The following is a 23096-nucleotide window of genomic DNA, read 5'->3' on the forward strand; positions in this document are numbered from 1 at the left end:
GGGTATTCCGTCACGCCATCAAGGAGGGAGTTATGTTGTCAGCACTTCCCGCGTTGCTACGCGACCAGGCCGAAGAGGCCGCCCGACAGATTGGGGTTCCGCTGGCTTCGTTAAGCCCGGAGCAGGCTGCCGGACTGGCTTTCAGCGATTTTGTGCTGGAAAACCTGCAACAACATCCCGACTGGTGGCAGGCGATGCTCGACCAGCCGCCGCAGCCTGATGAGTGGCAACACTACTCTGCGTGGCTCAATCAGGCGCTTAGCGGCATCGACAGTGAAGCGAGCCTGATGCGCGAACTGCGGCTGTTTCGTCGCCGTATGCTGGTACGCGTCGCCTGGATGCAGTCTCTGCAGCACGCCACAACCGAACAGAGCCTGCAACAGCTCAGCGCATTAGCCGAAGTACTGATCAGCCGGGCGCGTGACTGGGTTTATCAGGATTGCTGTCGTGATTTTGGTACGCCCTGTAATGCGGACGGCGACGCGCAGCCGATGCTGATTCTGGGCATGGGCAAGCTGGGCGGCGGCGAACTCAATTTTTCTTCTGATATTGACCTGATCTTTGCCTGGCCGGAAAACGGCACAACGCGTGGCGGACGGCGTGAACTCGACAACGCTCAGTTCTTTACCCGCATGGGACAGCGGCTGATCAAAGTGCTGGATCAACCCACCATGGATGGCTTTGTCTATCGGGTGGATATGCGGCTGCGCCCGTTTGGCGACAGCGGCCCGCTGGTGATGAGCTTTGCCGCGCTGGAAGATTATTACCAGGAGCAGGGACGCGACTGGGAGCGTTACGCCATGGTCAAGGCGCGGCTGATGGGTGATGACCACGATCGCTGGAGCCTGGAGCTGCAGCAGATGCTGCGGCCATTCGTTTACCGCCGCTACATCGACTTCAGCGTGATCCAGTCACTGCGTAACATGAAAGGGATGATCAGCCGCGAAGTGCGGCGACGCGGGCTGAAAAACAATATCAAACTGGGCGCGGGCGGCATCCGTGAAACCGAATTTATCGTGCAGGTATTCCAGCTGATTCGCGGCGGACGTGAGCGCTCGTTGCAGCTGCGCTCACTGCTGCCGACGCTGGAGGCGATCAAAACCCTGGCCCTGCTGCCCGCGGAACAGGTCGATGCGTTGCGTGTTGCCTACCTGTTCCTGCGGCGGCTGGAGAATCTGCTGCAAAGCCTGGGCGACGAGCAGACCCAGACCCTGCCAGAGGATGAACTGCATCGCGCCCGGCTGGCGTGGGCGATGGATTGTGCCGACTGGCCTGCTCTGATGACCCGGCTCGACGGCCAGATGGCGGCGGTGCGCGCCATCTTCGACGAGCTGATTGGCGAAGATACCCCTGAGATTGGCGATCAGCGTGAGCTGGCAGAGTTTCAGGTGCTGTGGCAGGACCAGCTGGAGGATAGCGAACTGGCGCCGCTGGTGCCGCAACTCAGTGACGAGCAGCGGCTTACGCTGCACCAGACGCTGGAGGCGTTTCGTCAGGATATCAACCGGCGCACCATCGGCCCGCGTGGCCGTCAGGCGCTGGACCAGCTGATGCCGCGTCTGCTGAGCGAAGTCTGCCCGCGTGAAGATGCGGCGGTGACGCTCGGTCGCCTGACGCCGCTGCTGATCGGCGTGCTGACCCGCAGCACCTATCTGGAGCTGCTGACCGAATATCACGGTGCGCTGCGCCACTTAATTCGCCTGTGCGCCGCCTCACCGATGGTAGCCAGCCAGCTGGCGCGTCATCCCTTATTGCTGGATGAACTGCTCGATCCCGCCACGCTCTATCAGCCAACCGCCACCGATGCCTATCGCGATGAGCTGCGTCAGTATCTGCTGCGCATCCCTACCGAGGACGAAGAGCAGCAGCTGGAAGCGGTGCGGCAGTTTAAGCAGGCACAGCATCTGCGTATTGCTGCCGCCGACATCGCCGGAACGCTGCCGGTGATGAAAGTCAGCGATCATCTCACCTGGCTGGCAGAAGCGATTATCGAATCTGTGGTGCGCCAGGCGTGGAATATGATGGTGCAGCGTTACGGCCGTCCTTCGCATCTGAGTAATGAACATGAACGCGGTTTTGCCGTGCTGGGCTACGGCAAACTGGGGGGCTGGGAGCTGGGTTACAGTTCTGACCTCGATTTGGTGTTCCTGCATGACTGCCCGGCAGACGCGGTGACAGAAGGGGAGCGCAGCATCGATGGCCGCCAGTTCTATCTGCGCCTCGCCCAGCGCATCATGCATCTTTTCAGTACCCGCACCTCCTCCGGCATTCTCTACGAAGTGGATGCGCGCCTGCGTCCTTCGGGCGCGGCGGGCATGCTGGTCAGTACCTTTGCGGCCTTTGAAGAGTATCAGCGCAGTGAAGCCTGGACCTGGGAGCATCAGGCGCTGGTCCGGGCACGCGTCGTCTTTGGCGAGGCGGCACTGGGTGAACGTTTTAGCGTAATTCGTCAGGCGATTCTGTCACTGCCACGTGCCGCGGAAGCGCTGCAAACGGAAGTGCGTGAGATGCGTGAAAAGATGCGCGCTCACCTCAGCAACAAACATAAAGGTCGCTGGGATATCAAAGCCGACGCGGGCGGCATCACCGATATTGAATTCATCGCCCAATATCTTGTCTTACGCTACGCCGCTGAGCAGCCTGAACTGACGCGCTGGTCTGACAATGTGCGCATTTTCGAGCTGATGGCGAAGTACCATAAAATGCCCGCCGATGAAGCACAGGCGCTGACGCAGGCTTATGTGACGCTGCGCGACGCATTGCACCATCGCGCCCTGCAGGAACAGCCCGGCCACGTTGAGCCAGAGGCCTATGCAGCGGAGCGGCAGACGGTTCTGAGCAGCTGGCAGCGCTGGCTGATAACGCCTGCGTCTATCCTGGCGTGATGCTGATAGCACAAATCGCAACTGTGCTATCATCCGCGCACTATTTTTAATGCAGTCTGGAGTGTCTGGAATGAAAGTGACTCTGCCCGCGTTCGGCCAAGCCTCAGTGCTGGTTGTTGGCGATGTAATGTTGGATCGTTACTGGTATGGCCCAACCAGCCGTATCTCCCCTGAAGCGCCGGTTCCGGTGGTGAAAGTGGACACGGTTGAAGAGCGCCCTGGCGGCGCGGCAAACGTGGCGATGAACATTGCAGCACTCGGTGCCGCGTCGCGCCTGATTGGCCTGACTGGCGAAGATGATGCGGCGCGAGTGTTGAGTAACACGCTGAAAGACGTCAACGTGCATTGTGACTTCGTGGCGGTCAAAAGCCATCCGACCATTACCAAACTGCGCGTGCTTTCCCGTAATCAGCAGCTGATCCGCCTCGATTTTGAAGAGGGCTTTGATCAGGTCGATCCGGAGCCGATTCACCAGAAAATGCGTGAGTCACTGGCCGCCGCGGGTGCGCTGGTGCTGTCCGATTACGCCAAAGGCGCGCTCTCCAGCGTGCAGACCATGATTACTCTGGCGCGCGAAGCGGGCGTACCGGTATTAATCGACCCGAAAGGCACCGATTTTGCGCGCTACCGTGGCGCGACGCTGCTGACGCCGAACCTCTCTGAATTTGAAGCCGTGGTCGGTAAATGCAAAAACGAAGAGGAAATTGTGGCGCGCGGCACCCAGCTGATCGCCGATTTTGACCTCTCCGCGCTGCTGGTGACCCGTTCAGAAAATGGCATGACGCTGCTGCAGCCGGGCAAAGCGCCTCTGCATCTGCCCACCCAGGCACAGGAAGTCTATGACGTGACCGGTGCGGGCGATACGGTGATTGGCGTGCTGGCGGCGGCATTAGCGGCCGGTGATTCGCTGGAAGAAGCCTGTTTCCTTGCCAACGCGGCTGCGGGTGTGGTGGTGGGTAAACTGGGTACGTCTACCGTCAGCACCGTTGAGCTGGAAAATGCGATTCATGCCCGCCCGGAACAGGGTTTCGGCATCATGACCGAAGCGCAGTTAAAAGCCGCCGTTGAGATGGCCCGCCGCCGTGGCGAAAAAGTGGTGATGACCAACGGCGTGTTCGACATTCTGCATGCCGGTCATGTCTCCTACCTGGCAAATGCCCGCAAGCTCGGCGATCGACTGATTGTCGCGGTAAACAGCGATGCGTCAACTAAACGTCTGAAAGGCGAAAGCCGTCCGGTGAATCCGCAGGAAAACCGGATGATCGTGCTGGGCGCGCTGGAAGCGGTCGACTGGGTGGTGGTCTTTGAAGAGGATACGCCGCAGCGGCTGATTGCGGGCATTCTCCCTGACCTGCTGGTCAAAGGGGGAGATTACAAGCCGGAAGATATCGCGGGCAGCAAAGAAGTGTGGGCAAATGGCGGCGACGTTCAGGTGCTGAACTTCGAAGATGGTATCTCCACTACCAACATTATCAAAACCATCCGCGGCAGCTAAAGCGCAGCGTAAGCGGGAGCCGCGCTCCCGCTTAAGGGCTTATTCTGGCTTGTTGTCCGCAACAGGCTTCACCACGTCCGCAACCGGTGACGGCGAGGCTGCAGGTGAGGTCGCTACGGCGGCTGATGGTGTGGTCGCCGCAGCAGGTGTTACTGGTGCGGTTGCCGTCGGCGGCGTACCGGCTGATGAACCCTGACTTTCCAGCTGCGCCAGACGCTGCTCCAGCGCCGCCAGCTTCTCACGTGTACGCAGTAATACCTGCGTCTGCACATCAAACTCCTCACGGTTGACCAGATCCATCCGGGTCAGCTGCGCCTGAAGAACCTGACGAATTTTCTTTTCGACATCATCACCAAACTCACGAACACCTTTAGGCATCGCTTCGTGAACCTGACGGGCAAGTTGTTCAATTTTTTTCGTGTCGATCATGATGATTTCCTGGTTACGGGGAGCTGTGTCAGCGTGTTTACCAACGTAATAAGTGTTAAGTGTAATGCCAGAAATGAAAAGGATAAACCTCAAATCGGTAACGCAGGAAATGCAAAAGCAATTGCGCTATTGATGATTGCCGCCTCAAACGATCGGCGTTATAGTTAAAGTGCTTATTCTCAGGGCGGGGCGCAATTCCCCACCGGCGGTAAATCAGCTTCGGCTGAAAGCCCGCGAGCGCTTTATCTTGATGAAAAGAGAGGTAAAGGTCAGCAGATCCGGTGTAATTCCGGGGCCGACGGTTACAGTCCGGATGGGAGAGGGTAACGACATCTGTCGGACAATTGTGTCTGCTTCACGTTATTGCCACGTCTTTTTGACGTCACTCCTAAGCACGCCCTGATTCTGGTAACCCATACATTTTAAGGTTTTTATTACCATGAATCAGACGCTACTTTCTGAATTTGGCACGCCTGAACAGCGTGTAGAACGTGCTATCGCCGCCCTGCGTGAGGGACGCGGTGTGATGGTACTCGACGATGAGAATCGCGAAAACGAAGGCGACATGATCTTCGCCGCAGAAACCATGACCGTTGAACAGATGGCACTGACTATCCGTCACGGCAGCGGCATCGTCTGCCTTTGCCTGACCGAAGCGCGTCGCCAGCAGCTCGATCTGCCAATGATGGTGGAAAACAACACCAGCTCTTTCGGCACTGGCTTCACCGTGACCATTGAGGCCGCAGAAGGCGTCACCACGGGCGTCTCCGCGCAGGATCGTATCACCACCATCCGCGCCGCCATTGCCGACAATGCCAAACCCACCGATCTGCATCGCCCTGGTCATGTCTTCCCGCTGCGTGCCAGTGAAGGCGGCGTATTAACCCGTGGCGGGCATACCGAAGCGACTATTGATTTAGTCACCCTGGCCGGCTTTAAGCCCGCAGGTGTGCTGTGCGAACTGACCAACGATGATGGCACCATGGCCCATGCGCCAGAAGCGATTGCGTTCGCCCGTCAGCACAACATGCCGGTGGTGACCATTGAAGATCTGATCGCCTGGCGTCGCGCGCATGAAACACGCCACGCCAGCTAATCTGGCTGCCGCGATAAACAGGCCCCTCTTGGGCCTGTTTTTCTTCCTGACGCCCGGGATGGCGCGGCCTGACCGCTGACTTCTCCTCTTTCCTTCATGCCGAAAACACTGTTAAACCTGCCACGTTAAATTTCATTCAAATTTCCTGATGATCACCATCATGGTTATCCGCGTGATAAAGCAGAGGATGCGCGTATCGTAATGGCTATCAAATACTCGATCCCGGGGATCACGAATGAGCCAGTTACGAATGCCAGCGCTGTTTTTGGGTCACGGCAGCCCGATGAATGCTCTTGAAGAGAATCGCTATACCGCCGCGTGGCGTCACCTGGGCGATACTCTGCCACGTCCACGCGCAATTATTGCGGTTTCGGCGCACTGGTATACGCGCGGCACCGCCGTGACGGCAATGGCACAGCCTGAGACCATTCATGATTTTGGGGGCTTTCCGCAGGCGCTGTTTGATACGCGCTATCCGGCACCGGGATCGCCTGAACTGGCGCAGCAGCTGGTGGAGCAGTTAGCGCCCGTTGCGGTGACGCTGGATCACGAGTGGGGACTGGATCATGGTTCCTGGGGTGTGCTAATCAAGATGTATCCGGAGGCTGATATTCCGGTGGTCCAGCTAAGCATTGATGGCACCAAACCTGCGGCATGGCACTTTGAGATGGGCCAGAAACTGGCTGCACTGCGCGATCAGGGCGTGATGATTGTCGCCAGCGGCAACGTGGTACATAACCTGCGTAAAATGCGCTGGGATGGCAACAGCGAAGTTTATCCATGGGCCAGCAGTTTTGAACAGTTCGTGCGCGATAACCTGGCGGTGCAGAGCGATGCTGCTTCTCATCCGCTGGTTAACTTTATGGATCATCCTGGTGCGGCGCTTTCTAATCCGACACCTGAGCACTATCTGCCGCTGCTCTATGTACTTGGCGCACGTCAGCCAGATGACGCCATCAGCATTCCGGTTGATGGCATGGAGATGGGTGCGATCAGCATGTTGTCGGTTCAGGTAGGTTAGTGAAGCCAGAAGAAAACAGGCCAGAAGCTGGCCTGTTATTATTGCGGTGCATTAACCGATAAAAGCGTGCGGATAGAAACGGGAAAGATCCTGCGTGATCAGGTCGCGATCTTCCCGCAGGCCGATACCGGCCGGTTGATCGTCAATCAGCCAGCTGCCGATCAGCGTATAGCTGTCGCCAAACTTAGGCAGCGGATGGAACTGCTGGACGATCATTCCCTCTTCGCCATACGGCCCATCGACGCGGGCGATCTCCTGACCATTTTCCACGATGCGGATGTTGGCACCTTCACGTGAAAATAGCGGCTTCACCACATATTTGTCCATGTGCGGCACGTCATCTTCCGCGAACCAGGCGGGCAGCAGGTTAGGATGATTCGGGAACATCTCCCACAGCAACGGCAGCAAGGCTTTATTCGAGATAATGCTTTTCCAGGCCGGTTCCAGCCAGCGCACGCCAGCATCGCCCAGCTTGGTGGAGAACATCTCACGCAGCATGAATTCCCACGGATAGAGCTTGAACAGGTTGCTAATCACCTGATCCTGGGCGTCGGTAAATTCCCCTTTTTCGCCCAGTCCAATTTCATTCATGTAGAGAAACTCACTCGGCAGTCCCGCTTCGGTGGCGCAATCCTGAAGATATTGCACGGTGCCGCGATCTTCGTCGGTATCACGGCAGCAGGCGAAGTGCAGCCAGTTGAAGCCGTGCTGCTGATGTAACGCGGCAAAGCGTTCAATCAGCTTTTCCTGCAGGCTATTAAACTGATCGCTGCCTGCGGGGAGCTGACCGGCGTTGAGCTGGTCCTCCAGCCACAGCCACTGGAAAAACGCCGCTTCATACAGCGAGGTCGGCGTATCGGCATTGTTCTCCAGCAGCTTTACATCGCCTTTGCCATCCCAGGCGAGATCCAGACGAGAGTAAAGCGAAGGCTGACGCTGATGCCATGAATCGCGCACAAAGTCCCAGGTGTGTTTAGGAATGCGGAATTTAGCCAGCAACGCTTCGCTGTTAACCACTTTTTCCACCACCTGCAGGCACATTTGATGTAATTCAGCGGTCACATCTTCCAGATGCTCGATTTGCGCCAGCGTGAACTGATAATAAGCATCTTCACACCAGTAGGGTTCACCATGCATGGTGTGAAAACGAAAACCGAACTCGGTGGCTTTTTCGCGCCAGCCTGGGCGCTCTGAAATGGCAATGCGTTCCATCGGGGCGTTAGCCTCCCATTGAGCGGCTGGAAGTGCCGCTGGCGCTGCTACGCTGCATGCTGTTCTGCTTCGCGACGGTTTCACCAAAGCCACCACGGGTAATGGTGGAGGTGGTAGCCGGTTTTGGTGCCAGCGCCGTTTTCGGCACGGTCATGCTTTTGCCGGATGTTGCTGCACCATAATTACGGCCTGATGCATCAACAAACTGACCATTGGCCGGGCTGCGGGCATTTTTCGGTGAGAAGAGCGGTTGCTGTGCAAAGCCCGAACCACCGCCCATCATGCGACCCATCATGTAACCTGCCATCAGTGGCATCCAGAAGCTGCCGCCACTCTGCTGCGATTCGGCATTAGTGGTGCCCACGCCCGCCTGAGCCGGTGTCTGCTGACACTGGTTTTCACCAAATTCAGCGACACAATCTTCACGCGTGGCATATTTTGGCGCGGTGCGTTCCGCCTCTTTTTTGGCTTCATTGAATGCGGTAGTACATTGCGCACTCTGGCCCGGATTGGCTTTTGAACAGTCATCGGCATTCTGGTACATCGAAACTGTTTCGTCGTTCTGTTCACAACCAGCCAGCATAAATACCGCCGAAACGGCGATAGCAACGGGCGTTAAATGGCGTGCCTGCCAGCTCTTGCGAAAAGCGGCATAGCGAATAGATTTTGTGCGTTTCATTATGATTATCCTGTGCCCAAAGGTAGCGCATAGAATAGGGGATGGGGGGGTAAAATTGAAGCTGGAGGCCTGATACAACAGGGATCTTTACTTAGTTATACGTTCAACAGAGAGACGGGCCGCAAAGCAGCCCGTCCGCTCATTAATTACCGAAAGGATTACCGCTGCTGTGGCGAGCCGCAGGACGTGCTGCCTCAGAAGAGCCGGTTGCTGCCGGACCGCTATCCACGCGCGCGGTCTGCTGTGCATTTTCCGGTGCTACCGTTTCCGGTGAGGTCGGGATCTCTTTACCCAGCTGGCTGTTCAGTTTCTGCAGGCTCTGCTCATTGAGCGTACCCAGCGCATAGCTGATATTCAGCTGGTTAATCAGATAGCTATAGCGCGCATCAGAGAGCTGCTGCTTAGCGTTGTAGAGCACGGTGGTTGCATCCAGCACATCAACGATAGTACGCGTACCAACCTGATAGCCCGCTTCTGACGCATCCAGAGAGCTTTGCGCAGAGACCACGGCCTGTTTATAAGCGTTGATGCTGCTGATAGAAGCATTCACGTTGTTAAACGATGAGCGGACTGTCTGAACCGCAGAGCGGTGCGCGCTTTCCAGCGATTCACTGGCGCTGACGAAGCTGTACTGCGCCTGTTTCACCTGAGAGGTGACGCTGCCGCCGCTATAGAGTGGCAGTGAGAAGCTCAGACCCACCTGGTTAGAACCGGTAATGGAGTCAGTAGACCCCTGGCTCTGGTTCGCACGGCTGCCGCCATATTTGCTGTTCGACATGCCGGTAGAGGCCGTCAGACCCAGCGTCGGCATGTGACCAGCTTCAGCTGAGCGGATCTGCTCACGGGCTAAATCCTGGTTCAGACGCGCAGAGAGCAGCGACAGGTTACGGCTTTCCGCCTGCTTAAGCAGCGCGCTGACCGGTTCGGGCTTATCGGTTCTGAAGCGATCAATGCTCAGCGACGCCAGCGACATGTAGTCCATGCCGGTGATCTGACGCAGCGTTTCCACGTTGTTATCGAGGTTATTACGCGCGGTCACTTCGTTAGCCAGCACGCTGTCATATTGCGCACGGGCGTTCTGTACGTCAGTAATGGCAACCAGGCCAACGTTAAAGCGCTGGGTGGTTTGATCCAGCTCGCGATAGATCGACTGTTTCTGCGCTTCGGTGTAAGAAAGGGTATCAATCGCTTTCAGCACGTTGAAGTAGGCGGTCGCGGTGTTCAGAATCAGATCCTGCTGCGCCACCTGATAGGTCACATCCTGGATACCGGCAGCTTTTTCCTGCAGGGTCAGTGCGCGCCATTTCGACATGTCGAAAATAGTCTGGGTTAATTGCAGCGAGCCGCTGGTCGTGTTGGAATGGAGACCGCTACTGTCGCGATAGCCGTTGTTATAGGTGTAGTCTGCACCCAGGCCGAGCTGGGGTAATAATGGGCTACGCGCTTCGTTGATTTTCTCAAAGGCAGAATCGCGATCGGCAGCGGCGCTGCGCAGATCCGGGTTGCTCAGACGTGCTTGTTGATAAACCTGAAGCAGGTCTTCGGCCTGGCTGGCGAAGCTGAAACCGCCCAGGCTCAGCCCAATAAAAAATGGGAGCAGTTTTTTCATTTGCATTCCTTTTGTTGCAGCAAATTGCAGTGGGTGCGCTGCCGGGTAAGCCAAAAAATTATCGCCGATTCTAGCAGAGGGCAACTGTGAGATAAGTTGGCTGAACGTGCCTTCTCCCCCTAATTTACGTAAATAATTCAGAAAGAACCACTTACATGGAGCACGGTTACAGGCTTTTTTCGCTCCACCTCAATCTGCATAAGGAACCCGATGATGCCGGAAGAAAAAAAATCCCCTGTGACTTTCACAAAAAACGATGTAGAAATTATTGCACGCGAAACCGTCTATGATGGTTTTTTTTCCGTCGTACGTTATCGCTTCCGCCACCGCCAGTTTAACGGCGAAATGAGTGGGGAAGTACAGCGCGAAGTTTTTGAGCGCGGACATGCCGCCGTGCTGCTACCTTATGATCCCTTACGCGATGAAGTGGTGCTGATTGAACAGATCCGCATCCCGGCTTATGACAGCAGTGTTTCGCCCTGGCTGCTGGAGATGGTCGCCGGCATTATTGAGCCCGGTGAATCTGTTGAGCAGGTCGTGCGCCGTGAAGCCGTTGAAGAAGCAGGATTAGAGGTCGGCCGGATTAAGCCCATGCTTAACTATCTGGCCAGCCCTGGCGGCACCAGCGAACGTCTGTCGGTGCTGATTGGGGAAGTGGATGCCAGCCAGGCAGAGGGATGCCATGGTCTGGAGGAAGAGAATGAGGATATTCTTGTCCATGTGGTGAGCCGCGAACAGGCTTACCGCTGGGTGGAAGAGGGGATAATTGACAATGCGGCGTCTGTCATCGCCCTGCAATGGCTGGCGTTGCACCATGAGAAACTACGCGAAGAGTGGATACAAAAATGAAACAGCGCTATACCCCTGACTTTCCCGAAATGATGCGGCTCTGCGAAACCAATTTCGCCCAGTTACGCCGCCTGCTGCCGCGTAACGATGAGGCGGGAGAATCGGTGATCTATCAGGTGAGTGGCGCCCGTTATCAGCTGACGATCCAGGAGTCCACACGCTACACCACGCTGGTGGAGATCCGCCAGGTCGCGCCTGCCGTGAGTTACTGGAGTCTGCCCTCGATGTCGGTAAGGCTCTATCACGATGCGATGGTCGCCGAAGTGTGTTCAACTCAACAGATCTATCGTTTCAAAGCGCGCTATGATTATCCTAATAAAAAATTGCATCAGCGCGATGAAAAACATCAGATAAACCAGTTTCTCGCAGACTGGCTGCGCTACTGCCTGGCACATGGTGCGATGGCAGTTCCGGTCTGCTGATGCGTATAATGCAGTAAATGGCGTGGAGACGAAGGAAACGCTTTGGATAGCCTGCTAACTCTTCCTGCAGCGAACGGTTCCGAAATCAGGATTTTGCAAATCACGGATACCCACCTGTTCGCGGGAAAACATGAATCGCTGCTTGGGGTGAACACCTGGTCGAGCTATAAAGCGGTGCTGGATGCGATTATTGCGCAACATCGCGATTACGACCTGATTATCGCCACCGGCGATCTCGCCCAGGATCACTCTATCGAAGCCTATCAGCATTTTGCTGAGGGCATCTCACGTTTGCCGCGGCCCTGCGTCTGGCTGCCCGGTAATCATGATTTTCAACCCGCGATGTTCGACACGCTGGCAGCCGCTCATATCAATGCCCACAAACAGGTGCTGGTGGGTGAGCAGTGGCAAATTGTGTTGCTGGACAGCCAGGTCTCGGGTGTGCCGCACGGGATGCTGAGCGATTATCAGCTGGAGTGGCTCGATAACGCGCTGGCCCGCTATCCGCAACGTCATACACTGGTCCTGCTGCACCACCATCCGCTGGCCTCTGGCTGTACCTGGCTCGATCAGCACAGCCTGCGCAACTCACATCAGCTCGATGCGGTGTTACAGCATTACCCGTTAGCCCGGACGCTGGTCTGTGGTCATATTCACCAGGAGCTGGATGTTGAGTGGCACGGTCGTCGTGTGCTGGCCACCCCTTCAACCTGCGTTCAGTTCAAACCGCACTGCACCAGCTTTACGATCGACACCGTGGCACCAGGTTGGCGCTGGTTCACGCTGTATCCGGATGGCGGCCTTGAGACCGAGGTTAACCGGCTCGACACCGACGCTTTTCGTCCCGATTTAGACTCAGAAGGATACTGACGCGTGGCGGCATTACTCTATCTGCACGGTTTTAACAGCTCGCCGCAGTCGGCTAAGGCGACGCAGTTCCGGCAATGGTTAGAGGCGCAGCATCCGGAGATCGACATGATCGTGCCCCAGCTGCCGACGTTTCCGGCCGATGCCGCCGCAATGCTGGAAGATCTGGTACTGAGCCGCAGTGGCGAAACGCTGGGGCTGGTAGGCTCGTCGCTGGGCGGTTATTACGCCACCTGGCTGTCGCAATGCTTTATGCTGCCTGCTGTGGTCGTCAATCCCGCGGTGCGGCCTTTTGAGCTGCTGGCGGATTTCCTGGGCGAAAATCAGAATCCCTACACCGGCCAGCAATATGTGTTAGAGTCACGCCACATTTACGATCTGAAAGTAATGCAGATTGAACCGCTGGAAGCGCCCGATTTACTCTGGCTGCTGCAACAGACCGGCGATGAAGTTCTCGATTACCGTCAGGCGCTCGACTATTACAGCGCGTGCCGTCACACGGTAGAAGAGGGCGGAAATCATGCATTTACTGGATTCGAGCGCCATTTCCCGCAGATTCTGGACTTTCTCGGTCTGAATCATCCCTGAGTAATGCGGAAATCGCACCCCATTTCACCCTTCTAATCAGACATTTACGATGAGTCAATCTAACTATAACGCGGATGCCATTGAGGTCCTGACTGGCCTTGAGCCTGTTCGCCGTCGCCCGGGGATGTACACCGATACGACGCGGCCCAACCATTTGGGTCAGGAAGTGATTGATAACAGCGTCGATGAGGCGCTGGGCGGCCACGCGAAGCGGGTTGAAGTGATTCTGCACGCTGACCAGTCGCTGGAAGTTATTGATGATGGTCGCGGCATGCCGGTGGATATTCACCCGGAAGAGGGCGTGCCTGCCGTCGAGCTGATCCTGTGTCGTCTGCACGCGGGCGGCAAGTTCTCCAATAAAAACTATCAGTTCTCGGGCGGCCTGCACGGCGTCGGCATCTCGGTGGTTAACGCCCTGTCAAAACGCGTCGAAGTCACGGTGCGCCGTAATGGCGAAATCTATGACATGGCGTTTGAGAACGGCGACAAAGTCCAGGATCTCACGGTTACCGGCACGGTGGCTAAACGCAACACCGGCACGCGCGTCCATTTCTGGCCCGATGAAAGCTTCTTCGACAGCCCACGTTTTTCGGTGTCACGCTTATCACATCTGCTGAAAGCCAAAGCGGTGCTCTGTCCTGGCGTTGAGATTGTCTTTAAAGACAAGCTGAACAATACCGAACAGACCTGGTGCTACGAAGATGGCCTGACGGACTACCTGTGCGAAGCGGTGAATGGCTTACCGACGCTGCCGGAAAAACCGTTTGTCGGCAGCTTTGCTGGCGATGTGGAAGCGGTTGACTGGGCGCTGTTGTGGCTGCCGGAAGGCGGCGAGCTGTTAACTGAAAGCTACGTTAACCTGATCCCGACCATGCAGGGCGGGACTCACGTCAACGGTCTGCGTCAGGGGCTGCTGGATGCGATGCGCGAGTTCTGCGAATATCGCAATATTCTGCCGCGTGGCGTGAAGCTCTCCGCTGAAGATATCTGGGATCGCTGCGCCTATGTGCTGTCGGTTAAGATGCAGGATCCGCAGTTCGCCGGGCAGACCAAAGAGCGCCTCTCTTCACGCCAGTGCGCAGCCTTTGTCTCTGGCGTGGTAAAAGATGCCTTCAGCCTGTGGCTGAACCAGAATATCCAGATCGCAGAGCAGCTGGCTGAGCTGGCGATCTCCAGCGCCCAGCGACGTATGCGGGCAGCCAAAAAAGTGGTGCGTAAAAAGCTCACCAGCGGTCCGGCTCTGCCGGGCAAACTGGCAGACTGCACCGCGCAGGATCTGAATAAAACAGAACTGTTCCTGGTCGAAGGGGACTCGGCAGGCGGCTCGGCCAAGCAGGCGCGCGATCGTGAATATCAGGCGATCATGCCGCTTAAGGGCAAGATCCTGAACACCTGGGAAGTCTCTTCCGATGAGGTGCTGGCGTCGCAGGAAGTGCATGATATTTCCGTGGCGATCGGCATCGATCCCGACAGCGAAGATCTTTCACAGCTGCGCTACGGCAAGATCTGCATTCTGGCGGATGCGGACTCGGATGGTCTGCACATCGCCACGCTGCTGTGTGCCCTGTTCGTGAAACATTTCCGTTCACTGGTCAGAAACGGACACGTCTACGTTGCCATGCCGCCGCTCTACCGTATCGATCTCGGTAAAGAGGTCTACTACGCGCTGGATGAAGATGAGAAAGAGGGCGTGCTGGAGCAGCTGAAACGCAAAAAGGGCAAACCTAACGTTCAGCGCTTTAAAGGGCTGGGCGAGATGAACCCCTTACAGCTGCGTGAAACGACGCTGGATCCGAATACCCGCCGTCTGGTACAGCTGACCATCAGTGAAGAGGATATCGATCAGACGCTGCGCATGATGGATATGCTGCTGGCGAAGAAACGCTCCGAAGACCGGCGTAAATGGTTGCAGGAAAAAGGCGACAAGGCCGATATCGAAGTGTAAAAAAACAGGACGCGAAAGCGTCCTGTTCTCTTTGTGCTTCAGCCAGCACATCCCCGGAGAACCCGGCAGATTCAGAGCAGAGACAGTAATCCTTGTGAAAATTACCCTGGAAGAGTTACGTGCCTGGGTGGCGGTGGTGGACAGCGGTTCTATTACCGCGGCGGCATCCCAGCTGGCGCAGACCAGTTCGGGCATCAGCCGGGCGTTGTCCCGGCTGGAGAGCAAGCTGCAGACCACCCTGCTGCATCGCACCACCCGACGGCTGGCGCTGACCGAAGAGGGACAGGTTTTTCTGGAGCATGCGCGACAGATCCTGGCCTCGGTTGAGCAGGCCGAAGAGCAGATAGCCCTGCGGCGCGAGATGCCGTCAGGGCGGCTGCGGGTAAACGCCGCCACCCCTTTTATGCTGCATGTGATTGTGCCGCTGGTGGACGATTTCCGCGCCCGCTATCCCCTGATCCAGCTTGAACTGAATACCGACGATATCCTGATCGATCTGCTGGAGCAGCAAACGGACATTGCCATTCGCATCGGCGAACTGCGCGACTCTACGCTGCGCGCCCGGATGCTTGGCAGCAGTGCGATCCGGCTGATGGCCAGTCCGGCCTATCTGGCGAAAGCGGGCACCCCGCAGAGCGTGGCTGATCTCGCGCAGCATCAAATCATCGGCTTCAGCCATCTTGAGGCGCACAACGTCTGGCCGATCTGGCAGCCTGATGGCGATTTCATGCGCATTAAGCCCACAATCTCTGCCTCCAGCGGCGAAACCATCCGGCAGCTGGCGCTGGCAGGACAGGGGATCGCACGCCTCTCCGACTTTGTCAGCCGGGAAGATTGCGCGGCAGGCCGGCTGGTGCCGGTTCTCCCCGCTGAAACCCGCGAGCTGCGGTTGCCGGTGCATGCGGTCTATTACCGCAACACCACGCTCTCTTCGCGCATCGGCTGCTTTCTGGATTTTCTCCGCACCGAGATTGATCGGCGTCAGCTGCTATGATCTCTCCTGCCATAATAAAAAACCCCTGTCATAGGGCAGGGGTTTGGAGATGCTGGCAAGTCTGGCCGGATTCGCTGTGAGATTGTGCTTGCACAGGGAACACGGTCAGATCGGAAAGGCGCTCAAGCCAGTCCCTGGTCGCTCTACCCGCGCCATCCCTGGCGCGGGACGCTTTCCTCTTCTGACCGTGTTCCCTTCGCGTTGAGCTAATTCATTGCTGCCAGAGGCACTCAGGTTTGAGGTTGTCAGCAGACTGACCCCGTTTACCGAAAAGGGGTTAAGCCTTCAGCACGAATCAGGCGCTGGGTTCCAGCACCAGAATCTTCACATCCACCACATCATCTTTAATGATGGCGCGATGCGCATCCATGTGCGGCATCTGCTGATGCTGCTCCAGATGACGCAGCGTTTCCCACTGTTCCAGCATAAAAATGGAGTCCGGCGAGTTCTGTTTCCACGGCACCTGCGCCTGATGGTCCAGCAGCGCGTCATACTGATGGCAGCCTTCTTCTTCTAAAACCAGGGGGATCAGTTTTTTCACCGCATCCAGCACGGCCTGACGGCGACCGGGTTTGACACAAATTTCAGCAACGACTGTTAACATTCGCGAATTCCTCTTTCATGGGAAAATAGGGGGTATCCCCCAGCCATCTTACGCAAAAACGCGACTAAGATGGGTCCGATAAGCGGCAATATCGCGTGGCACGTCCGGCGCTTTAATCACATCGTTGCAGATAAAGGTCGGCAGCGCTTCCATGCCCAGGAACTGGTTAGCTTTGTGGAAGTGCAGATAAAGACCGTCGACGCCGACGCCTTCAAAGAACTGCTCCGGATCGGTAAAGGCCTGCAGCGGCGCGTTCCAGGTCAGTGACAGCATATATTTTTTGCCCTGCAGCAGACCGCCGGAACCATATTTCTTCGCCGCATCAGAACGGGTACGGCCATCACTGGCGTAGAGCGAGCCGTGGCCTTCGGTAAAGACTTCATCGATATAACGCTTCACGGTCCACGGTTCGCCCATCCACCAGCCAGGCATCTGATAAATCACCACATCGCTATCGACATATTTCTGCACTTCATCGGCGACCACGTAGTCGCTGTCAGCCAGGGTCACAGACACCTCATGCCCCATGTCACGCAACTGGCTGGCCGCAACGTCGGTCAGCGTGTGGTTCAGTTCGCCTTTAGAGTGGGCAAAGGTTTTGCCGCCATCGATAATTAAAATCTTGCTCATGAATTGTTTGCCTCATTTCCTGAATATGGCGCTTAGCTTACGCGCGCTGGGGTCGCAGAAAAATGGGAGGTTGATCACAACACTTTTGCTGTGGAAGCAACAATGCGCCGGTTTATGGCACCATCGGCAGGCAAACTCACTGTGAAAACAATTATAGAAAAACGCAAAATGAAAAAAATTGTCCTCTCTTTGCTGCTGGCCACCGGTGCTGTCCAGGCACAATCTCATCTCGACACCATCCTCAGTTCTAAAACGCTTAAGGTCTGCACCACCGGCGATTACAAGCCTTACAGCTACCTGCGACCCGATGGTCAGTATGAAGGGCTGGATATCAGCATGGCGAACGCGCTGGCTACCTCGCTCGGCGCGAAAGTGGAGTGGGTGCCAACCAGCTGGAAAAACCTGATGCCCGATTTTCTGGCAAAGCAGTGTGATATCGCCGTCGGCGGCGTCTCCGTCACGCTGAAACGCCAGCAGACCGCCTGGTTCGCCCGGCCGCTGGATGTGGATGGCAAAATCCCGCTGGTGCGCTGCAGCGATAAAGATCGCTTCCAGACCATCGAACAGCTCAACCGGCCTGACGTGCGGCTGATTGAACCGGCAGGCGGCACCAACGAAGCCTTTGTGCACAGCCACCTGCCAAAGGCCTCACTGACGCTGTTCCACGATAACGTCACCATCTTCCGGCAACTGGTGGACAACAAGGCGGATGTGATGATCACCGATGCCTCTGAAGCGCGTTTTCAGCAGCAACATTACCCGACGCTCTGCGCGATCAATCCCGACAAACCGCTGCAGTATGGCGAGAAGGCTTACATGATTCCGCGTGACGATATCAGCTGGAAGCTCTATGTCGATCAGTGGCTGCATCTCAGCACCGCCACCGGCGAATATCGTGACATTGCCCGCCAGTGGATGGGCGCAAAGCCCTGATCCACTTCCACAGAGAGGTCAGACACTTGCCGGTCTGAATCCGGCGTGCCTCTGGCACATAAAATCGCGCGGCGGGAAGCCTGCTCTCCCGCGCTTCCCCTGTGACTAACACCAGCGAATAAGGTACTATCCTCGCCAAACCACCGCCGGGTGTCCCGCCGTTGTGGGCCACGATGTGAGGATGAGAAATTAATGAGTGAACTGACTCAGGATGGTGCAGAGCGTCTTGCCCTGCACACATTCACCGAGAATGCGTACTTAAACTATTCGATGTACGTCATCATGGACCGCGCCCTGCCTTACATTGGCGACGGATTAAAGCCGGTTCAGCGACGTATCGTCTACGCCATGTCCGAACTGGGACTTAGCGCCAGCGCAAAATTCAAAAAATCGGCGCGTACCGTAGGTGACGTGCTGGGTAAATACCATCCGCACGGCGACAGCGCCTGTTATGAAGCGATGGTGCTGATGGCGCAGCCGTTCTCCTACCGTTATCCGCTGGTCGATGGCCAGGGTAACTGGGGTGCACCGGATGATCCCAAGTCATTCGCGGCGATGCGTTACACCGAATCCCGCCTGTCGAAATATGCCGAGCTGCTGCTGGGTGAGCTGGGTCAGGGGACGGTCGATTATCAGCCGAACTTTGATGGCACGCTGCAGGAGCCGAAGATGTTACCGGCGCGCCTGCCCAATATTCTGCTGAACGGCACCACCGGGATTGCCGTGGGTATGGCGACCGATATTCCGCCGCACAACCTGCGCGAAGTGGCTCAGGCCGCCATCGCACTGATCGACTCGCCGAAAACCACGCTGGAACAGCTGCTGGATATTGTCCAGGGGCCTGATTATCCTACAGAGGCGGAGATCATCACGCCGCGTGACGAGATCCGCAAAATCTATCAGACCGGTCGCGGCTCGATTCGCCAGCGTGCAGTCTGGAAGAAGGAAGAGGGCGAGGCGGTGATTACCGCGCTGCCGCATCAGGTGTCGGGCGCGCGCGTGCTGGAGCAGATTGCGAACCAGATGCGCAATAAAAAGCTGCCGATGGTGGAGGATCTGCGTGATGAATCGGATCACGAGAACCCGACCCGCCTGGTGATCGTTCCGCGCTCCAACCGCGTCGATCTCGATCAGGTGATGAACCATCTGTTCGCCACCACCGATCTGGAAAAGAGCTACCGCGTTAACCTCAACATGATCGGGCTGGATAACCGCCCGGCGGTGAAAAACCTGCATGAGATCCTGACCGAATGGCTGGTGTTCCGCCGAGATACGGTCAAACGTCGTCTGAATCACCGCCTGGATCGCGTGCTGCGCCGCCTGCATATCCTGGAAGGTTTGCTGGTTGCGTTCCTGAACATCGATGAAGTGATCGAGATCATCCGTACTGAGGATGAGCCTAAGCCGGTCCTGATGTCACGCTTTGGCATCAGCGAAACCCAGGCCGAGTCGATCCTCGAACTGAAGTTGCGCCACCTGGCAAAACTGGAAGAGATGAAGATCCGTGGCGAGCAGGCGGAGCTGGAAAAAGAGCGCGATCAGCTGCAGGCCACGCTGGCCTCTGAACGCAAGATGAATACCCTGCTGAAAAAAGAGTTACAGGCTGACAGCGCCAGCTACGGCGACGATCGTCGCTCGCCGCTGCGTGAGCGTGAAGAAGCCAAAGCCCTGAGCGAAACCGAGCTGGTGCCGTCTGAACCGGTGACCATTGTGCTGTCGCAGATGGGCTGGGTGCGCAGCGCCAAAGGCCACGATATCGATCCAGCCGGACTCAGCTACAAAGCGGGCGACAGCTATCTGGCTGCAGCACGCGGCAAGAGCAATCAGCCGGTGGCCTTTATCGACTCCACCGGCCGCAGCTACACGCTGGATCCGACGTCGCTGCCTTCCGCGCGCGGGCAGGGCGAGCCGCTGACCGGCAAGCTGACGCCACCGCCGGGTGCGGTAGTTGAACAGGTGCTGATGGAGCCGGATGACCAGCGCCTGCTGATGGCCTCTGATGCGGGTTATGGCTTTATCTGTACCTTCAGCGATCTGGTGTCGCGCAACCGCGCCGGTAAAGCGCTGCTGACGCTGCCGGAAAACGCCCGTGTGATGACGCCGATGGCCGTCCATCATGAAGATGACATGCTGCTGGCGATCACCCAGGCGGGACGGATGCTGATGTTCCCGGTCGGGGAGCTGCCGCAGATGTCGAAAGGCAAGGGCAACAAAATCATCTCGATTCCATCCGCGGAAGCGGCCGCCGGTCAGGACAAACTGGCCTGGCTGATGATTTTGCCGCCGGGCAGCGCTATCACGCTGCACGTGGGCAAGCGTAAAATGCTGCTGCGCAGTGAAGAGCTACAAAAATTCCGCGCCGATCGCGGACGTCGCGGCACGCTGTTACCGCGCGGCCTGCAAAAAATTGATCGTGTTGAACTGGATGCGCCTGCGCGTCCGGCGAGCCCGGATAGCGAAGCGTAAACTACCCGGCTGACACCGCGTCAGCCGTGGCTCAATGAGGGAACTATGTTACTGATTCTGCGTGCCATTATTGTGGTCATCTATTCGATCTTAGTCTGTATATCTGGCTGTATCTGGTGTCTGTTTTCACCGCGCAATCCGCGTCATGTCGCCACATTTGGCCATCTGTTCGGCAAACTGTCGACGGTGTTTGGCCTTAAAGTAGAACTGCGCAGACCGGAAGGTGCTGAGAATTATGGTAATGCGATCTACATCGCGAACCATCAGAACAACTACGACATGGTCACCGCGGCTAAAATGGTGCAGCCCTGTACGGTGACGGTGGGCAAGAAGAGCCTGTTGTGGGTGCCATTTTTTGGCCTGCTCTACTGGCTGACCGGTAACCTGTTGATCGATCGCGATGACCGTGCAAAAGCACGCGGCACGATCGGTCAGCTGGTAGATGAGTTTAACAGTAAGCGCATCTCCATCTGGATGTTCCCGGAAGGAACGCGCAGTCGTGGCCGTGGCCTGCTGCCGTTTAAAACCGGTGCCTTTCACGCCGCAGTGGCGGCGGGTGTGCCGATCATTCCGATTGTGGTCTCTAACACGCATGGCAAGATCAACCTCAATCGCTGGAAAAACGGGCTGGTAATCGTTGAGATGCTGCCACCGATTGATGTAAAGGCTTTCGAGTCGTCGTCGGTGCGTAAGCTGGCGACCCACTGTCGCGAACTGATGGCGGCAAAGCTGGAAGAGCTGAACGCCGAAGTCGCAGAACGCGAAAAAAACGGAAATATCTGACCGGCGAACCATTCGCCGAACTATCCTGCAGGGATGCCGCACGGCGGGGCACGTCCGCCCGCCGTGAACGCAGCACAGCAAAAACAGATCAATAAAAACAGGGTCGGCGCCTAGCGCCACGCGTAAAGGGTCAGAAGTTTTATGTCTTTCAGCAGACGTCAGTTCATCCAGCTTTCTGCCGGAGCGGCGCTTAGCGCCAGTGTACTACCTCATGCGGCGCGTGCCGCTTCTTCAGCTAATGGCGATACGCCACTTCCGGTTCCGCCGTTGCTGGAATCCCGTCGCGGCCAGCCGCTGTTCCTGACAATGCAGCGCAGCCACTGGTCTTTTAATGGCGACAACAACAAAGTGCCGGTGTGGGGCATTAATGGCCTCTATCTTGGCCCGACCGTCCGGGTTTACAGCGGCGATGACGTTAAGCTGATCTACAGCAACCGTCTGAACGAGCCGGTCTCCATGACTATCAGCGGCCTGCAGTTGCCGGGCGCGCTGATGGGTGGCGCGCCGCGTATGATGTCAGCCGGTGTCGACTGGTCGCCGGTGCTGCCGATTCGTCAGGCGGCCTCAACCTGCTGGTATCACGCCAACACGCCGAACCGCATGGCTCCGCACATCTATAACGGACTGGCGGGGATGTGGCTGGTGGAAGATGATATTGGCAGGCAGCTGCCGTTGCCGAAGCATTACGGCGTCGATGACTTCCCGATTATCATTCAGGACAAGCGGCTCGATAACTTTGCCACGCCGGTCTATGACCCGCCGCAGGATGGCGGTTTCCTGGGCGACACGCTGCTGGTGAATGGCGTACGCAATCCGTTTGTGGAGGTATCACGCGGCTGGGTGCGTCTGCGTCTGCTGAACGCCTCGAATGCGCGCCGCTATGAGATGGTGCTCAGCGACAATCGCCCGTTTATGGTCATCGCCAGCGATCAGGGCTATCTGCCTGCGCCGGTCGCGGTGCAGCGCCTGTCACTGGCGCCGGGCGAACGCCGCGAAGTGCTGGTGGATATGTCGCAGGGCGATGAAGTGTCGATTACCGCAGGTACGGCGGCGGGCATTATGGATCGGCTGCGCGGTTTCTTTGAGCCATCCTCCATTCTGACATCAACCCTGATCCTGACGCTGCGGCCAACCGGCTTGCTGCCGCTGGTGACGGATAATCTGCCGATGCGGCTGCTGGCCGATCAGATTCTGGATGGCGTGGCGGTTCGCACCCGTGAATTCCGCATCGGTGACAGCATGCCGGGCATTAACGGCGCGATCTGGGATATGAGCCGCATTGACACCACGGCACAGCAGGGCACCTTTGAGCGCTGGATCCTGCATGCTGACCGGCCACAGTCGCTGCATATCCAGGGCGTGATGTTCCTGATTAAAAGTGTGAATGGTGCACAGCCGATGGGTGAAGATCGTGGCTGGAAAGATACGGTGTGGGTCGATGGCAGCGTGGAACTGATGGTCACTTTCCCGCAAAGTTCGTCAGATCACTTCCCGTTCGTCTACTACAGTCAGACGCTGGAACTGGCCGACCGCGGCACTGCCGGTCAGCTGGTGGTGCAGCCCAGCGCATAACAGCGCGGTCAGGCAGG

The 23096-nt window shown here is 57.1% G+C and carries 20 protein-coding genes and 1 riboswitch; of the genes, 14 read left to right on the plus strand and 6 right to left on the minus strand.

What is annotated here, in order from left to right:
• Positions 1–32 precede the first annotated feature (32 nt).
• Both glnE and hldE read left to right on the plus strand, forming a co-directional pair.
• Positions 33–2885, plus strand: a complete 2853-nt coding sequence (gene glnE, locus ACX8ZY_RS03090) for a bifunctional [glutamate--ammonia ligase]-adenylyl-L-tyrosine phosphorylase/[glutamate--ammonia-ligase] adenylyltransferase (RefSeq protein ID WP_421665219.1) — start codon at positions 33–35, stop codon at positions 2883–2885.
• A gap of 70 nt (positions 2886–2955) precedes the next feature.
• Positions 2956–4380: a bifunctional D-glycero-beta-D-manno-heptose-7-phosphate kinase/D-glycero-beta-D-manno-heptose 1-phosphate adenylyltransferase HldE gene (gene hldE / locus ACX8ZY_RS03095; RefSeq protein ID WP_031590883.1), complete on the plus strand. Its 1425-nt coding sequence runs from the start codon at positions 2956–2958 to the stop codon at positions 4378–4380.
• 39 nt (positions 4381–4419) lie between these two features.
• Here hldE and ubiK read toward each other — a convergent pair whose 3' ends face one another.
• On the minus strand, positions 4420–4809 hold the full coding sequence (gene ubiK, locus ACX8ZY_RS03100) for a ubiquinone biosynthesis accessory factor UbiK (protein ID WP_010249045.1): 390 nt from the start codon (positions 4807–4809) through the stop codon (positions 4420–4422).
• 171 nt (positions 4810–4980) lie between these two features.
• A riboswitch (FMN riboswitch) is annotated at positions 4981–5138 on the plus strand.
• 110 nt (positions 5139–5248) lie between these two features.
• Between ubiK and ribB the strand changes: the two genes are divergently transcribed.
• Positions 5249–5905: a 3,4-dihydroxy-2-butanone-4-phosphate synthase gene (ribB, locus tag ACX8ZY_RS03105; protein WP_022623886.1), complete on the plus strand. Its 657-nt coding sequence runs from the start codon at positions 5249–5251 to the stop codon at positions 5903–5905.
• A gap of 235 nt (positions 5906–6140) precedes the next feature.
• Positions 6141–6926, plus strand: a complete 786-nt coding sequence (ygiD, locus tag ACX8ZY_RS03110) for a 4,5-DOPA-extradiol-dioxygenase (protein WP_158131379.1) — start codon at positions 6141–6143, stop codon at positions 6924–6926.
• Positions 6927–6977: 51 nt separating this feature from the next.
• Here the strand turns inward: ygiD and ACX8ZY_RS03115 are convergent, their stop codons facing one another.
• The 3 genes from ACX8ZY_RS03115 to tolC form a co-directional block, all read right to left on the minus strand.
• Entirely contained in the window at positions 6978–8138 is a 1161-nt protein-coding gene (locus tag ACX8ZY_RS03115) for a glutathionylspermidine synthase family protein (protein ID WP_421665220.1), read from the minus strand.
• Between the two features lie 7 nt (positions 8139–8145).
• Positions 8146–8817 (minus strand): DUF1190 family protein, encoded by a 672-nt coding sequence (locus ACX8ZY_RS03120; RefSeq protein ID WP_010249037.1) that lies wholly within the window; start codon positions 8815–8817, stop codon positions 8146–8148.
• Positions 8818–8959: 142 nt separating this feature from the next.
• Entirely contained in the window at positions 8960–10426 is a 1467-nt protein-coding gene (gene tolC / locus ACX8ZY_RS03125) for an outer membrane channel protein TolC (protein WP_010249035.1), read from the minus strand.
• Positions 10427–10639: 213 nt separating this feature from the next.
• Here tolC and nudF point away from each other — a divergent pair, with 213 nt between their 5' ends.
• From nudF to ACX8ZY_RS03155, 6 genes are all read left to right on the plus strand, one after another.
• A complete protein-coding gene (gene nudF / locus ACX8ZY_RS03130; protein WP_033758832.1) occupies positions 10640–11275 on the plus strand; it encodes an ADP-ribose diphosphatase in 636 nt (211 codons plus the stop codon).
• Positions 11272–11697: a DUF1249 family protein gene (locus ACX8ZY_RS03135; RefSeq protein ID WP_008925735.1), complete on the plus strand. Its 426-nt coding sequence runs from the start codon at positions 11272–11274 to the stop codon at positions 11695–11697. Before nudF ends, ACX8ZY_RS03135 begins: the two co-directional genes overlap by 4 nt.
• Before the next feature lie 42 nt (positions 11698–11739).
• Positions 11740–12567 (plus strand): 3',5'-cyclic-AMP phosphodiesterase, encoded by an 828-nt coding sequence (gene cpdA, locus ACX8ZY_RS03140; protein WP_010671125.1) that lies wholly within the window; start codon positions 11740–11742, stop codon positions 12565–12567.
• A 3-nt stretch (positions 12568–12570) separates the two neighbouring features.
• Entirely contained in the window at positions 12571–13152 is a 582-nt protein-coding gene (yqiA, locus tag ACX8ZY_RS03145; RefSeq protein ID WP_187491938.1) for an esterase YqiA, read from the plus strand.
• A gap of 49 nt (positions 13153–13201) precedes the next feature.
• Entirely contained in the window at positions 13202–15097 is a 1896-nt protein-coding gene (parE, locus tag ACX8ZY_RS03150) for a DNA topoisomerase IV subunit B (RefSeq protein WP_421665221.1), read from the plus strand.
• Between the two features lie 94 nt (positions 15098–15191).
• Complete coding sequence (locus tag ACX8ZY_RS03155; RefSeq protein ID WP_010671124.1) at positions 15192–16091, plus strand: LysR substrate-binding domain-containing protein; 900 nt, start codon at positions 15192–15194, stop codon at positions 16089–16091.
• Between the two features lie 295 nt (positions 16092–16386).
• On the opposite strand, the gene ACX8ZY_RS03160 is transcribed toward ACX8ZY_RS03155, so the two are convergent.
• Complete coding sequence (locus ACX8ZY_RS03160; RefSeq protein ID WP_010249029.1) at positions 16387–16695, minus strand: putative quinol monooxygenase; 309 nt, start codon at positions 16693–16695, stop codon at positions 16387–16389.
• Between the two features lie 48 nt (positions 16696–16743).
• Positions 16744–17325, minus strand: coding sequence for an NAD(P)H-dependent oxidoreductase (locus tag ACX8ZY_RS03165; RefSeq protein ID WP_010249028.1), 582 nt, complete (start codon positions 17323–17325; stop codon positions 16744–16746).
• Positions 17326–17439: 114 nt separating this feature from the next.
• Here ACX8ZY_RS03165 and ACX8ZY_RS03170 point away from each other — a divergent pair, with 114 nt between their 5' ends.
• From ACX8ZY_RS03170 to ftsP, 4 genes are all read left to right on the plus strand, one after another.
• Positions 17440–18258, plus strand: a complete 819-nt coding sequence (locus ACX8ZY_RS03170; protein ID WP_033759091.1) for a transporter substrate-binding domain-containing protein — start codon at positions 17440–17442, stop codon at positions 18256–18258.
• 192 nt (positions 18259–18450) lie between these two features.
• Positions 18451–20724 (plus strand): DNA topoisomerase IV subunit A, encoded by a 2274-nt coding sequence (parC, locus tag ACX8ZY_RS03175; RefSeq protein WP_010671122.1) that lies wholly within the window; start codon positions 18451–18453, stop codon positions 20722–20724.
• Between the two features lie 45 nt (positions 20725–20769).
• Complete coding sequence (locus tag ACX8ZY_RS03180) at positions 20770–21507, plus strand: 1-acylglycerol-3-phosphate O-acyltransferase (protein ID WP_010671121.1); 738 nt, start codon at positions 20770–20772, stop codon at positions 21505–21507.
• Positions 21508–21648: 141 nt separating this feature from the next.
• The gene (gene ftsP, locus ACX8ZY_RS03185; protein ID WP_010249023.1) at positions 21649–23079 is read left to right on the plus strand and encodes a cell division protein FtsP; all 1431 of its coding nucleotides are present in this window, start codon (positions 21649–21651) and stop codon (positions 23077–23079) included.
• Positions 23080–23096: the final 17 nt, after the last annotated feature.

The organism is Pantoea sp. XAF26B01_ASV70, assembly GCF_054512635.1.

Bases quoted from the DNA above. Each gene is read 5' to 3' on its own strand.
- ACX8ZY_RS03135 (WP_008925735.1), top strand. From the start codon at position 11,272: ATGAAACAGCGCTATACCCCTGACTTTCCCGAAATGATGCGGCTCTGC.
- glnE (WP_421665219.1), top strand. From the start codon at position 33: ATGTTGTCAGCACTTCCCGCGTTGCTACGCGACCAGGCCGAAGAGGCC.
- ACX8ZY_RS03170 (WP_033759091.1), top strand. From the start codon at position 17,440: ATGGCACCATCGGCAGGCAAACTCACTGTGAAAACAATTATAGAAAAA.
- parE (WP_421665221.1), top strand. From the start codon at position 13,202: ATGAGTCAATCTAACTATAACGCGGATGCCATTGAGGTCCTGACTGGC.
- ubiK (WP_010249045.1), bottom strand. From the start codon at position 4,809: ATGATCGACACGAAAAAAATTGAACAACTTGCCCGTCAGGTTCACGAA.
- hldE (WP_031590883.1), top strand. From the start codon at position 2,956: ATGAAAGTGACTCTGCCCGCGTTCGGCCAAGCCTCAGTGCTGGTTGTT.
- nudF (WP_033758832.1), top strand. From the start codon at position 10,640: ATGCCGGAAGAAAAAAAATCCCCTGTGACTTTCACAAAAAACGATGTA.
- ribB (WP_022623886.1), top strand. From the start codon at position 5,249: ATGAATCAGACGCTACTTTCTGAATTTGGCACGCCTGAACAGCGTGTA.
- ACX8ZY_RS03120 (WP_010249037.1), bottom strand. From the start codon at position 8,817: ATGAAACGCACAAAATCTATTCGCTATGCCGCTTTTCGCAAGAGCTGG.
- parC (WP_010671122.1), top strand. From the start codon at position 18,451: ATGAGTGAACTGACTCAGGATGGTGCAGAGCGTCTTGCCCTGCACACA.
- ACX8ZY_RS03180 (WP_010671121.1), top strand. From the start codon at position 20,770: ATGTTACTGATTCTGCGTGCCATTATTGTGGTCATCTATTCGATCTTA.
- ygiD (WP_158131379.1), top strand. From the start codon at position 6,141: ATGAGCCAGTTACGAATGCCAGCGCTGTTTTTGGGTCACGGCAGCCCG.
- ACX8ZY_RS03160 (WP_010249029.1), bottom strand. From the start codon at position 16,695: ATGTTAACAGTCGTTGCTGAAATTTGTGTCAAACCCGGTCGCCGTCAG.
- ftsP (WP_010249023.1), top strand. From the start codon at position 21,649: ATGTCTTTCAGCAGACGTCAGTTCATCCAGCTTTCTGCCGGAGCGGCG.
- ACX8ZY_RS03115 (WP_421665220.1), bottom strand. From the start codon at position 8,138: ATGGAACGCATTGCCATTTCAGAGCGCCCAGGCTGGCGCGAAAAAGCC.
- ACX8ZY_RS03165 (WP_010249028.1), bottom strand. From the start codon at position 17,325: ATGAGCAAGATTTTAATTATCGATGGCGGCAAAACCTTTGCCCACTCT.
- tolC (WP_010249035.1), bottom strand. From the start codon at position 10,426: ATGAAAAAACTGCTCCCATTTTTTATTGGGCTGAGCCTGGGCGGTTTC.